Source organism: Streptomyces sp. NPDC093111, assembly GCF_040683955.1.
In the GTDB taxonomy this organism is placed as follows: Bacteria; Actinomycetota; Actinomycetes; order Streptomycetales; family Streptomycetaceae; genus Streptomyces.
This window is the reverse complement of the sequence record NZ_JBFBNW010000008.1, coordinates 267736-280532: the sequence shown is the minus strand read 5'-3', so window position 1 is coordinate 280532 and position 12797 is coordinate 267736. Positions and strand designations below refer to the sequence as shown.

At 75.1% G+C, this 12797-nt stretch carries 9 protein-coding genes; 5 read left to right on the top strand and 4 right to left on the bottom strand.

Translation table 11 applies throughout. The features are described from left to right. Positions 1-4: 4 nt before the first annotated feature. Positions 5-1612, bottom strand: coding sequence for a M23 family metallopeptidase (locus AB0Q96_RS16380; protein ID WP_365325885.1), 1608 nt, complete (start codon positions 1610-1612; stop codon positions 5-7). 198 nt (positions 1613-1810) lie between these two features. After that, positions 1811-2668, bottom strand: coding sequence for an alpha/beta fold hydrolase (locus tag AB0Q96_RS16375; protein ID WP_365325883.1), 858 nt, complete (start codon positions 2666-2668; stop codon positions 1811-1813). Positions 2669-2892: 224 nt separating this feature from the next. On the opposite strand from AB0Q96_RS16375, the gene AB0Q96_RS16370 reads away from it, so the two are divergent. After that, positions 2893-3300 carry a cobalamin B12-binding domain-containing protein gene (locus tag AB0Q96_RS16370; protein WP_365325881.1) on the top strand — a complete coding sequence of 136 codons (408 nt, stop codon included), beginning with the start codon at positions 2893-2895 and terminating at the stop codon, positions 3298-3300. Between the two features lie 117 nt (positions 3301-3417). On the opposite strand, the gene AB0Q96_RS16365 is transcribed toward AB0Q96_RS16370, so the two are convergent. Beyond that, positions 3418-5010, bottom strand: coding sequence for a DUF5691 domain-containing protein (locus AB0Q96_RS16365; RefSeq protein WP_365325879.1), 1593 nt, complete (start codon positions 5008-5010; stop codon positions 3418-3420). Between the two features lie 50 nt (positions 5011-5060). After that, entirely contained in the window at positions 5061-6410 is a 1350-nt protein-coding gene (locus AB0Q96_RS16360; RefSeq protein WP_365325876.1) for an SWIM zinc finger family protein, read from the bottom strand. 138 nt (positions 6411-6548) lie between these two features. On the opposite strand from AB0Q96_RS16360, the gene AB0Q96_RS16355 reads away from it, so the two are divergent. The 4 genes from AB0Q96_RS16355 (at position 6549) to sucC (ending at position 12784) form a co-directional block, all read left to right on the top strand. Next, the gene (locus AB0Q96_RS16355) at positions 6549-7682 is read left to right on the top strand and encodes an AAA family ATPase (RefSeq protein ID WP_365325874.1); all 1134 of its coding nucleotides are present in this window, start codon (positions 6549-6551) and stop codon (positions 7680-7682) included. Beyond that, positions 7679-10033 (top strand): DUF5682 family protein, encoded by a 2355-nt coding sequence (locus AB0Q96_RS16350; RefSeq protein WP_365325872.1) that lies wholly within the window; start codon positions 7679-7681, stop codon positions 10031-10033. The genes AB0Q96_RS16355 and AB0Q96_RS16350 overlap by 4 nt, the downstream gene beginning before the upstream one ends. After that, the gene (locus tag AB0Q96_RS16345) at positions 10030-11199 is read left to right on the top strand and encodes a VWA domain-containing protein (RefSeq protein WP_365325870.1); all 1170 of its coding nucleotides are present in this window, start codon (positions 10030-10032) and stop codon (positions 11197-11199) included. The genes AB0Q96_RS16350 and AB0Q96_RS16345 overlap by 4 nt, the downstream gene beginning before the upstream one ends. 406 nt (positions 11200-11605) lie before the next feature. Beyond that, entirely contained in the window at positions 11606-12784 is a 1179-nt protein-coding gene (gene sucC, locus AB0Q96_RS16340) for an ADP-forming succinate--CoA ligase subunit beta (protein WP_365325868.1), read from the top strand. The last annotated feature ends 13 nt before the right edge of the window (positions 12785-12797 follow it).

Genomic DNA, 12797 nt, shown 5'->3' with positions numbered 1-12797 from the left:
GGTGTCAGCCGGTCGGGTCGAGACCGCGCTGGAGCAGCCAGGGCAGCGGGTCGATCGCCGCGCCGCCGCTCGGCCGGACCTCGAAGTGGAGGTGCGGGCCGGTGGAGTTGCCGGAGTTGCCGGAGTACGCGATGACCTCGCCGGCCTTGACCTTGCCGGAGCGGATCTTGGTGCTGCTGAGGTGGCAGTACCAGGTCTCGGTGCCGTCCTCCATGGTCACGATCGCCATGTTGCCGTAGGCGCTGTTCCACTGGGTGCGCACGGTGCCGTCGGTCGCGGCCATCACCGGGGTGCCGTACTGCACCGGGAAGTCGATGCCGGTGTGCACGGACATCCAGTTGACGCCGGACTGGCCGAAGCGGGCGCTGAGCTGGTGCAGCTTGACCGGAAGGAGGAACTTCGGCCGCAGGGCCTCCTTGCGGGCCGCCTCCTCCTCGCGCTTCTTCTTGTCCGCCTCCTGGCGCGCCCGCAGGTCGATGCGCTCCTGGGTGCGGCTGGCGCGGTCGCCGAAGTCGCGGGCGTCGGCGCTGAGCGCGGCGAGCTGGGTGTCCAGCTTGTTGTTGGCGGCGACCTGCTTGACGGAGGCCGGGTCGGCGGCGGCGAGGGCGACCGTGTCGTCCTTCGTGTCCGCGCCGGGGTCGGTGAGCCCGCCGACCGAGGCGGCGGCGATGCCGGCGACGCCCATCACACAGGCGGACGGGACGGCGACCGTCAGGAGCGCGGACCGCTTGGCGGGCGTACGGCGCCGGCCGCGGCCGCCGCCATTGGTGGAGCGGCGCGCGGGGCGGGCGGCGACGGGCGGGAGCTCGTCGGCGGCACCCTCGGGGAGGACTTCGAGGCCGATCATCGTCTCGGCGTCGTGGAAGGCGTGGAACTCGGGCTCCGGCTCCCCTTCGGCCGCCTCCGCGTCCGCGTCCGCCTCGGCCTCGGGACCGAGGTCGTACACGGGGACCTGCGTGGTCTCGGTGTACGCGGGGACCTGGACGGTCTCGGAGTACGCGGGGTACGCGTCGAGGTCGAACTCGAACTCGGCGGTGTGCTCGGGGCCCGGCGAGTACTGCTGGGGGACGACCGGCTCGGGCGTCGCGGCCTGCTCCCAGGCGGGCGCGTCGGCCGCGTCGGAGAGGGTGCCCGTGGCGGTCACGGCGGTCAGGTCGTAGCCGCCGGTCTCGAAGCCCGGCGTCGTCCACTGGCCGGTGGTGTCGTACGAGGCGAAGGCGGCGGCCTCGTACGGGGCGGCCTGCTGGGCCTCGGTCCAGGCGGTGGCGTCCCACTGGCCGGTGGTGGCGTACGAGCCGTGGGAGCCGGTGTCCCACTGCCCGGTGTGGCCGCTCTGGTCGGTGTGACCGGCGTAGCCGCCGTACCCGTGCGGTTCGGGCTGCCCGGCGTACTCGGTGTGCCCGGTGTACTGGGCGTGTCCGGCGTACTCGGTGTGCTCGGCGTACCCGGTGTGCCCGGTGTGCCCGGTGTGCTCGCCGTACGTGCTCTGACCTGCGCTGTGACCTGCTGCGTAACCGGCGTCGTAGCTGCCGAACAGTGGGTCGACGGTGAAGCTCCCGGTGGTCTGGGCACCGTCCGTGACGTACCCGGCGTGGGGATGCTGGTCGTTCACCAACAACTTCTCTCTCGCCTCGACAGCAGGGGGTCAAGCAGTGGCGTGACTGTACCCGGCGGTATGCGCGCCCGACAATCTTCCGCGGGTTTCGAGCCGCCAGGAAACGGGCAATCGGCCGTCTTTCGGCGGGTAGCGGAGACAGCTTTGGCCCTGTGTTCGAGAAGCGTTCGAAGGGCGGGGCCCGGGGGGCGTCCGTCAGGCCACCGAGCTCTCCCCGGGCGCGGCACCCGCGGCTCCCGCGGCTCCCGGGGCCGGGCCGTCGGCGTCCAGCGCGTCGAGGACGCCGGCCGCGACCGTCGGGTGCACGGGCAGCGCGAGATGGCCGATCCCGCTCACCCGCACGTTGTGGACGATCAGGTCCGGGTGGTCCAGGCGGGCCGTCTCGACCGGCACCATCACCTGGTCCAGCTCGCTCCAGAAGCTCACGAAGCGGGTACGGACGCCCGGCGCGGGCCCGGCCAGCTCGCGCAGCACCTCCGAACCCGGCCGCATCTGGCGCACCAGCGGGTGCGCGTCGGCCAGCGGCACGAAGGTGGTGCCGGAGTGCGGGGTGCCCAGCATGACGAGCGTCCGCACCCGGGCGTCACCGCCGAGCCGCTGTACGTAATAACGCCCGATCAGACCGCCCAGGCTGTGCCCCACGAGGTCGACCTCGTGGTGGCCGGTCCGGTCCCGGATGTCCGCCACCCGGCGCCCGAGCAGCTCGGCGGCGGTCCGCAGGTCGCCGGTGAGCGGGGAGTAGTCGAGCGACTCGACGCAGTCCCGGCCGTGCCGGGCCAGGACGCGGCGGAGCAGGACGAAGACCGAGCGGTTGTCAGCGAAGCCGTGCAGCAGCACGACCGGGCGGCCGGTGACGGCTCCTCCGGCACTCCCGGCGCCTCCGTCACCCGCGTCACCTGTGTCACCCGTGGCGGGTCCGGCGGCCACCGGGCGGCGCGGATGACGTTCGGCGACGAGCCCGGAGGGGTAGAGGACCAGGTGTCCGGCGAGGACCGCCAGCTCCAGAGCGGCGGCCTTCACCCGGTCGGCGACGTCGGTGGGGGTGAGCTCCATCGTCGGCCTCCGTCCCGGGACGGAGGTGCGCCGCACCTCCGTGCCGTGCGGCTGGCGGCGCGGTGATCCGGCGACCCCGTGGCGGCTCCTTCGCGGAGCGAACGATGTCCCACGTGTGATTTCCCCCTCGCTGTCCACCGTGAAACGGCCGCTTGCGGGATGCTGGCGATAACGTTCGTTCACTTTCCCGCGGCCAGGCGCGGGGGTCGCATGTGGAGGCACTGATGGGTGTGACCGGTCCGATCCGAGTGGTGGTGGCCAAGCCGGGTCTCGACGGCCACGATCGCGGGGCCAAGGTGATCGCGCGGGCGCTGCGCGACGCCGGTATGGAGGTCATCTACACGGGGCTCCACCAGACGCCCGAGCAGATCGTGGACACCGCGATCCAGGAGGACGCCGACGCGATCGGCCTCTCCATCCTCTCGGGCGCGCACAACACGCTGTTCGCGAAGGTGCTGGAGCTGCTGAAGGAGCGCGACGCGGAGGACATCAAGGTCTTCGGCGGCGGCATCATCCCCGAGGCGGACATCGCGCCGCTGAAGGAGAAGGGCGTGGCCGAGATCTTCACCCCGGGCGCGACGACCGGCTCGATCGTGGCGTGGGTCAACGCGAACGTCCGCGTGGCGGCGTAACGACACCACGGGACCCGAGACCCGGGTACGACCCGGGTACGAGAAGGGCGGGCGGCGCGCGGGACGCGCCGCCCGCCCTTCTCGCACCCGTGGTCCCGTACTTCGGGTTTCGTGCCCTCAGGTCTCCGTCAGTTCCGCGTGCATCGCCGCCCGTAGTTCCAGTGTCGCCACGAGTCGCTGGAATGCCTCCGACCAGTAGCCGCCGGCGCCCGGGGACGCGTCCTCCGGCTCGGCCGGGAGGGTGGTGAGCGCGGCGAGCTGCGGTGCGGCCTCGGGGGAGAGGCACCGCTCGGCGAGGCCCATCACCCCGCTGAAGCTCCACGGGTAGCTACCCGCGTCCCGGGCGATGTCCAGGGCGTCGACCACCGCCCGACCCAGCGCCCCCGCCCACGGCACCGTGCACACCCCGAGCAGCTGGAACGCCTCCGACAGGCCGTGCGCCGCTATGAACGAGGCCACCCAGTGGGCCCGCTCCTGCTGCGGGAGCGTCGACAGCAGCTTGGCCCGCTCCGCGAGCGAGGACGTGCCGGGGCCGGTGGCCTGCGGGGCCGCCGGGGCGCCCAGCAGGGCCCGCGACCACTCCGCGTCCCGCTGCCGCACCGCCGCCCGGCACCAGGCCGCGTGCAGCTCGGCCTGCCAGTCGTCGGCGACCGGCAGCGCCACGATCTCCTCGGGCCGCCGCCCCCCGAACCGGGCCGGCCAGCAGCCCAGCGGCGCGGCCTCGACGAGCTGGCCGAGCCACCAGGAACGCTCGCCCCGGCCGGTCGGCGGCGTGGCCGTCACCCCGTCGTGCTGCATGCCCGCGTCGCACTCGTGCGGCGCCTCCACGACGATCGCCGTCGCCCCCTGCGTACGGTCCAGCGACACGCACGACGCGGCCCGCTCCGCCATCCGCCCGGCCAGCGCCGACCCCGGCAGCGCCGAGAGCAGCTCGGCGCCCGTCGCGCGCACATTGCGGCTGCGGTCCGCGAGGGCCGCCTCCAGGAACTCCTCGTCCGCCCCCGACAGACCCGCGCGCAGCGAGTCCAGGAACATCAGCCGGTCCTCCGCCCGCTCGGTCGCCCAGGTCGAGGCCAGCAGCGCGCGCCCGGCCGCCGCGTCCCGCGCCCGCACCGCGGTCAGCAAGGCCACCCGCTCCGCGAACAGGCCCTCCTCCCACAGGGCCGACACGGCCTCAGCGTCCCCCGGGTCGGGCAGCGCGCCACCGCCGCCCGCACCGCGCAGCGCGAACTTCCACTCCGGGTTGAGCCGGGCCAGCCACAGCCCCCGGGGCCCGGCGAAGGCCAGCGCCTGGGGCCGCAGATCGGTCCGGGCGCGGGCCGCGTCGAGCAGCGCGGGCAGGGCCGCCGCCGGGGCGCGGTAGCCCCGCTCGTGCGCGGCGGCCAGCCACTGCGGCAGCAGCTCCGTCAGATCGGGCGTCGCCCCGCGCCGCCCCCCGGACGGCGCGGGCGCGGCCCGGCCGGCGAGCAGCCGGGCCAGCCGGCGCCGGGCCGCCTCGGGCAGCGGTCTGCGCCCGTCCTCCGGCGCGGCCTCCAGTGGTGGCGCGGCGGGACCGGGCCGCAGCCCCGCCCGGCGCCGTACGGTGTGCACGGCGGCGGCGTCGAGCAGCGCGACGGGCGCCGCCTCCCCGGAGGCACTCCCGTACGGTCTGCGGTCGGTGCCCAGCAGCGCCGACGTGACGAGCTCTTCCCAGGCGTCCTTGGCCACCATGGCCTCCTCCAGAAGTGGGTTCCGAGACGGATCGGGGCGGGTGCCGGGCGTCAGACCAGCGGCACCGTCTCCCCTGGGGCGTCCCCGGACCAGGCGGCCAGCGGGGTGAAGCCCTGGTGCCCGCACTCGCCGAAGACCGTGAGCGGCGCGCCGCCCGACAGGGCCACCAGACGCCACAGGCCCGGCCGGTCCTGGGCGGCGCGGGTCAGCGGCACCGCCTCCCGCTCCGCGCCCCGGGCGTCCGCCAGCTGCCAGCCGTACTCCGCGCGGGCCGGCACGACACCGGCCAGGGTCACCGGCCAGGCGTCCAGCCATGGATCGTCGCGCAGCGCCCGCCCGTACGCCGTGAGGGCCGCGCCGACCGTCCCGCCGCGCGGCGGGGGACCGGACGGCGCGGGGACGCCGAACTGCTCGACCAGCTCCGCGCGCAGCCCGCCGCCGCCCTCGTGGGGCCGCAACTCCGCGTCGAGCACCGCCCCGACGGGGAAGGCGAGCTGCGGGGCGCGGCCCCCCGCGCCGAAGGAGAGCAGCAGGGCCGTGCGCCCGCTCGCCTCCCCGTGCAGCCAGATCCGCCGGGTCGTCAGCCGGGTGTCCGCCGCGTCGTACTGCGCGAGGACCAGCCAGCGGTCCCGCAGCACCGGGCCGTCCGGCGGGACCGTCAGCCCCACCCGGGTCCGCACGGTCGCCGCCAGCGGGCCGGGCAGCCGGTCGGCCGACAGCCAGGCCCGGTCCAGGAGATGGGTCAGCGCGCACTCCTCCAGGAGCCGCACCGGCCAGCCGGGACCCGAGCCCGCCACCGCCCCCAGCTCCCGCACCCGGCCCGCGAGGCCCGGCGCCTGCGCGTCGACCATGCGGGCCGCGGTCTCCTCCCACAGCGCGGGCCCCGACCGCTCCGCCGCGGCGAGCCCCCCGCGCAGCAGATCGGCCAGCCGCTGCTCCAACTCCCGCGCCCCCGCGCTGATCCGGGCCGCCCGCCGCTCGGCGCGGCGGCGCGCCGCCTCCGGGTCGGCGGGACCCGGCTCCACGGTGGTCCTGGCCGTCTCCGCCCGGTCCCGCCGGCCCGCCAGCCAGGTCTCGGCCCACTCGGGCGCCCCGGCGGCGTCCGGGTCCCGCGGCACGTCGCCGCCGGACCAGAGCAGCAGCAGCCCCAGCGCGTGCTTGCACGGGAACTTCCGGCTCGGGCAACTGCACTGGTACGCCGGGCCCGTGGTGTCCACGACCGTCCGGTACGGCGTGCTGCCGCTGCCCTTGCACAGGCCCCAGACGGCCCCGTGGCCGCCGCTGCCCGCGCCGGACCACGGACCGGCCGTGCCCAGCTTGCTTCCCGCTCTGCGTGAGGCTTCGTCAGGAGCCAGTGCCAGCACCTGATCAGCCGTCCAGAGCGCCCCCTGATCGTCCATGGGAACGACCGTACGACCCTCCACTGACAAACACCCTCACCTGCGGATTCCACGGCCGGTCCGACCGCCGGGGCCGATTGTCAGTGGCATGGTGCACCGTGGTTCGCACAGCAGGTCGAACGATCTGGAGGGGGACCCATGACCCTGCCCGAAACCACCACGGACACCGCCGCGCGCACCGCCGGTACCGCCGGCGAGGTGCTGCGGCCGCACGCCGAGGACGCCTTCGGCCATGAACTCGCCGCGCTCGCCGCCGCCGACGACCGGCCGCGCCCCACCCGCTGGCGGCTCTCGCCGTGGGCCGTCGCCACCTATCTCCTCGGCGGCACGCTGCCCGACGGCACCGTCATCACACCCAAGTACGTCGGCCCGCGCCGCATCGTCGAGGTCGCCGTCACCACCCTCGCCACCGACCGGGCCCTGCTGCTGCTCGGCGTGCCCGGCACCGCCAAGACCTGGGTCTCCGAGCACCTGGCCGCCGCCGTCAGCGGCGACTCCACCCTGCTCGTCCAGGGCACCGCCGGCACCCCCGAGGAAGCCATCCGGTACGGCTGGAACTACGCCCGGCTGCTCGCCCACGGCCCCAGCCGCGACGCGCTCGTGCCCAGCCCCGTCATGCGCGCCATGGCCCAGGGCATGACCGCCCGGGTCGAGGAGCTCACCCGCATCCCCGCCGACGTCCAGGACACCCTCATCACGGTGCTCTCCGAGAAGACCCTGCCGATCCCCGAGCTGGGCCAGGAGGTGCAGGCCGTCGGCGGCTTCAACCTCATCGCCACCGCCAACGACCGCGACCGGGGCGTCAACGAGCTGTCCAGCGCCCTGCGCCGCCGCTTCAACACCGTCGTGCTGCCGCTGCCCGCCACCCCCGACGCCGAGGTCGACATCGTGGCCCGGCGGGTCGACCAGATCGGGCGCTCCCTCGACCTGCCCGCCGTGCCCGAGGGCGTCGAGGAGATCCGCCGGGTCGTCACCGTCTTCCGCGAACTGCGCGACGGGGTCACCACCGACGGCCGCACCAGGCTCAAGTCCCCCTCCGGGACCCTCTCCACGGCCGAGGCGATCTCCGTCGTCACCGGCGGCCTCGCCCTCGCCGCGCACTTCGGCGACGGCGTGCTCCGCCCCGCCGACGTCGCCGCCGGCCTCCTCGGCGCCGTCGTCCGCGACCCGGCCGCCGACCGCGTCGTGTGGCAGGAGTACCTGGAGACCGTCGTCCGCGAGAGAGACGGCTGGAAGGACCTCTACCGCGCCTGCCGCGAGGTGACGGCGTGACCCGACCCGACGCCCCGCCGGGGCCCGCGCCCGGGCCCCTCCTGCTCGGGGTGCGGCACCACGGGCCCGGGTCCGCCCGGGCGGTGGCCGCGGCCCTGGAGGCGGGGCGGCCCAAGGCCGTCCTGATCGAGGGCCCGCCCGAGGCCGACGCGCTCGTCGCGCTCGCCGCCGACGAGGGGATGCGGCCGCCCGTCGCGCTGCTCGCGCACGCCGTGGACGACCCGGGACGCGCCGCGTTCTGGCCGATGGCCGAGTTCTCGCCCGAGTGGGTCGCCCTGCGCTGGGCCCTCGACCACGGCGCCGAGGTCCGCTTCGTCGACCTGCCCGCCGCCCACACCCTCGCCGCCCCCGAACCGGCCGCGGAGGAGGACGGCAGGGGCCAGGGCCTGCGCGTCGACCCCGTCGCCGAGCTGGCCCGCGCCGCCGGGTACGACGACGCCGAGCGCTGGTGGGAGGACGTGGTCGAACTGCGCGGCACCACCGACCCGTTCGCACCCTTCGACGCCCTCGCCGAGGCCATGGGCGCCCTGCGCGAGGCGTACGGACACGGCGGACACCCGCGCGACCTGGTGCGCGAGGCGCACATGCGGCTGCGGCTGCGCGCCGCGCGCAAGGAGTACGGCGACGACCTCGCCGTCGTCTGCGGCGCCTGGCACGTGCCCGCGCTGCGCCGCGCGACCACCGTCACCGCCGACCGGGCCCTCCTGAAGGGACTGCCCAAGGTCAGGACCGAGCTCACCTGGGTGCCCTGGACCCACCGCCGGCTCGCCCGGCGCTCCGGCTACGGCGCGGGCATCGACGCGCCCGGCTGGTACGCGCACCTGTTCACCGCCCCCGACCGCCCGCTCGAACGGTGGATGACCAAGGTCGCCGGGCTGCTGCGGGCCGAGGACCTGGCGGTCTCCCCCGCCCACGTCATCGAGGCCGTCCGCCTCGCCGACACCCTCGCCGCGATGCGCGGACGCCCGCTCGCCGGACTCGGCGAGACCACCGACGCCGTCCGGGCCGTGATGTGCGACGGCTCCGACGTCCCCCTCGACCTGGTCCGCGACCGGCTCGTCGTCGGCGACGTCCTCGGCGCCGTCCCGGACGCCGCCCCCGCCGTGCCGCTCCAGCGCGACCTCGCCCGGCTCCAGCGCGGCCTGCGCCTCAAGCCGGAGGCCGAGCCGCGCGAGCTGGAGCTCGACCTCCGCAAGGACAACGACGCCGCCCGCAGCCGGCTGCTCCACCGGCTCCGGCTGCTCGGCGTCGACTGGGGAACCCCCGCCGCGGGCCGCGCCTCCACCGGCACCTTCCGGGAGAGCTGGCGGCTGCGCTGGGAGCCCGAGCTGCACGTGCAGGTCGCCGAGGCCGGCGTGTGGGGCACCACCGTCGAGGCCGCCGCCACCGCCCGGGCCGAGGCCCGCGCCGGGGCCGCCCGGGACCTCGCCGCGCTCACCGCCCTCGCCGAGCAGTGCCTCCTCGCCGGGCTCGCCGACGCCCTGCCCGCCGTCCTCGGCGCGCTCGCCGACCGCGCCGCGCTCGACACCGACGTCGCCCACCTCGCCCAGGCGCTGCCCGCCCTCGCCCGCTCCCTCCGCTACGGCGACGTGCGCGCCACCGACACCACCGCGCTCCGCGAGGTCGCCGCCGGACTCGCCGAGCGCATATGCGTCGGCTTCCCACCGGCCTGCACCGGCCTCGACACGGACGCGGCCACCGAGATGCGCGCCCACCTGGACGACGTCCACACAGCGATCGCCCTTCTCCCGGCCGCTCCCCGGCCGGACGTACCCGGGCCGGGCGCCCCTCTCCCGTACACCCCCCAGCCCGACACCCCCCAGCCCCCCGCCGGCCCCCCCGCCGCCGAGCGCTGGGTCGGGGTCCTGCGGCGGCTCGCCGGGCGGGAGCGGGTGCCGGGGGTGCTGCGAGGGCGGGCCACGCGGCTGTTGCTCGACGAGGGGCGGCTTCCGGAGGACGAGGCGGCTCGGCTCATGGGGCTCGCGCTGTCGCCCGGCACCCCGCCCGCCGACGCCGCCGCCTGGATCGAGGGCTTCGTCGGCGGGGCCTCCGGCGGGGGGCTGCTCCTCGTCCACGACGAGCGGCTGCTCGCCCTCGTCGACGGCTGGCTCGGCGGCGTACCGGCCGACGCGTTCACCGACGTGCTGCCCCTGCTGCGGCGCACGTTCTCCGCGTACGAGCCCGGGGTGCGCCGCACCCTGGGCGAGCTCGCCGCCCGCGGCCCCTCGGCCGGCGGCCCCACCCCGGCCACCGCCACGGCCCCCGGCTTCGCCACCGACCCCGACCAGGAGCGCGCCGACGGCGTCCTGCCCCTGCTGCACCTCATCCTCGGCACGGAGGCCCCCGCATGACCCTCAGCCCCGACCGGCAGGGACCCGACGGCGAGCGCCTGCGCCGCTGGCGGCTCGTCCTCGGCGGCGGCGCGGCCGACGGCACCGGCCACGCCCTCTCCGGCACCGACGCCGCCATGGACGGCGCCCTCACCGCGCTCTACGACCGGAGGAAGGGGGAGGGGGACGCCGGCCGTGACCGTTCGGCGGGGCTCGGCGGCTCCGCGCCCTCCGTCGCCCGCTGGCTCGGCGACATCCGGACGTACTTCCCCAGCTCCGTCGTCCAGGTCATGCAGCGCGACGCGATCGACCGGCTCGGACTGGCCACGCTCCTCCTGGAGCCCGAGATGCTGGAGGCCGTCGAGGCGGACGTCCACCTCGTCGGCACCCTGCTCTCCCTCAACAAGGCGATGCCGGAGACCACCAAGGAGACCGCGCGGGCCGTCGTCCGCAAGGTCGTCGACGACCTGGAGAGGCGCCTCGCGACCCGCACCCGCGCCACCCTCACCGGCGCGCTGGACCGCTCGGCCCGGATCAGCCGGCCCCGCCACCGGGACATCGACTGGGACCGCACCATCCGCGCCAACCTCAGGAACTACCTCCCCGAGCACCGCACGGTCGTGCCCGAACGGCTCGTCGGCCACGGCCGGGCCGCGCAGTCGGTGAAGAAGGAGGTCGTCCTCTGCGTCGACCAGTCCGGCTCCATGGCCGCCTCCGTCGTCCACGCCTCCGTCTTCGGCGCCGTCCTCGCCTCGATGCGCGCGCTCGCCACCCGCCTGGTCGTCTTCGACACCGCCGTCGTCGACCTCACCGACCGGCTCGACGACCCCGTCGACGTCCTCTTCGGCACCCAGCTCGGCGGCGGCACGGACATCAACCGGGCGCTCGCCTACTGCCAGTCCAGGATCACCCGCCCCGCCGACACCGTCCTCGTCCTCATCAGCGACCTCTACGAGGGCGGCATCCGCGACGAGATGCTGAAGCGGGTCGCCGCGATGAAGGCCTCCGGAGTGCAGTTCGTGTCCCTGCTGGCCCTCTCCGACGAGGGCGCGCCGGCCTACGACCGGGAGCACGCCGCCGCGCTCGCCGCGCTCGGCGTCCCCGCCTTCGCCTGCACCCCCGACCTCTTCCCGGAGATCATGGCCGCCGCCCTGGAGAAGCGCCCGCTCCCGGTACCCGAGCCCTGACCGGGCCGGGGGACGAGCTGCGGAATCCGTCGTGCGTGTGCCACCCGGACGGGTGCCCGGGAGCCGATTGAGGTCCATATCACAGTCGCCTCCCGGCGCCCCTCACCTCGCGCCCCGGCGCGCCGTGAGGGGCGCAACCCCCGCTCCCCGCCTGCCACAAGGGGGTACGGGGCACCCGCCGCCCCCTCCACGGAACGCCCCCTGGCCCCTACGTTCTGTGACCCGTATCACCGCTCCGTTGTGATCTGCGATTTAGGGACCAACGTCCCACGGGGATAACCTGCGAGACGGACATGCCGCGTCCACGGACACCGTGTACGCCTCCCTAGTGACAGCGCAGTCACGTTGCCCTTCGCGGCACGCCCACGCAGACAACGAACCGCGATCATCTAGAAAAGGGACGCGCGTGGACCTGTTCGAGTACCAGGCGAGGGACCTCTTCGCCAAGCACGGTGTACCGGTGCTGGCCGGTGAAGTCATCGACACGCCGGAGGCGGCGCGCGAGGCCACCGAGCGGCTTGGCGGAAAGTCGGTCGTCAAGGCGCAGGTGAAGGTCGGCGGCCGCGGCAAGGCCGGCGGCGTCAAGCTGGCCGCCACCCCGGACGAGGCCGTCGCCCGCGCGACGGACATCCTGGGCATGGACATCAAGGGCCACACGGTCCACAAGGTGATGATCGCCGAGCTGTCCCCGGAGATCGAGGCCGAGTACTACGTCTCGTACCTCCTCGACCGCACCAACCGCACCTTCCTGGCCATGGCCTCGGTGCAGGGCGGCATGGACATCGAGGAGGTCGCGGAGAAGACCCCCGAGGCCCTCGCGAAGGTCCCGGTCAACGCCAACGACGGCGTCACCCTGGAGAAGGCCCGCGAGATCGTCGCCCAGGCCAAGTTCCCGGCCGAGGTCGCCGAGAACATCGCCGAGGTCCTGGTCACCCTGTGGGACACCTTCGTCGCCGAGGACGCGCTCCTCGTCGAGGTCAACCCGCTGGTGAAGACCAAGGACGGCCGCATCCTGGCCCTCGACGGCAAGGTGTCCCTCGACGAGAACGCCGACTTCCGTCAGCCCGAGCACGAGGCGCTCGAGGACAAGGCCGCAGCCAACCCGCTCGAGGCTGCTGCCAAGGCCAAGGGCCTCAACTACGTGAAGCTCGACGGCTCCGTCGGCATCATCGGCAACGGCGCCGGCCTGGTCATGTCGACCCTGGACGTCGTCGCGTACGCCGGTGAGAACCACGGCGGCGTGAAGCCGGCCAACTTCCTCGACATCGGTGGCGGCGCCTCCGCCGAGGTCATGGCGAACGGCCTGGAGATCATCCTGGGCGACGCGGACGTCAAGTCCGTGTTCGTCAACGTCTTCGGTGGCATCACCGCCTGTGACGAGGTCGCCAACGGCATCGTCCAGGCCCTGGAGCTTCTCGCCTCGAAGGGCGAAGAGGTCACCAAGCCGCTCGTCGTGCGACTCGACGGCAACAACGCCGAGCTGGGTCGCAAGATCCTGTCGGACGCCAACCACCCGCTGGTTCAGCGCGTGGACACCATGGACGGTGCGGCCGACAAGGCCGCCGAGCTCGCGGCTGCGAAGTAAGGGACGAGGACAC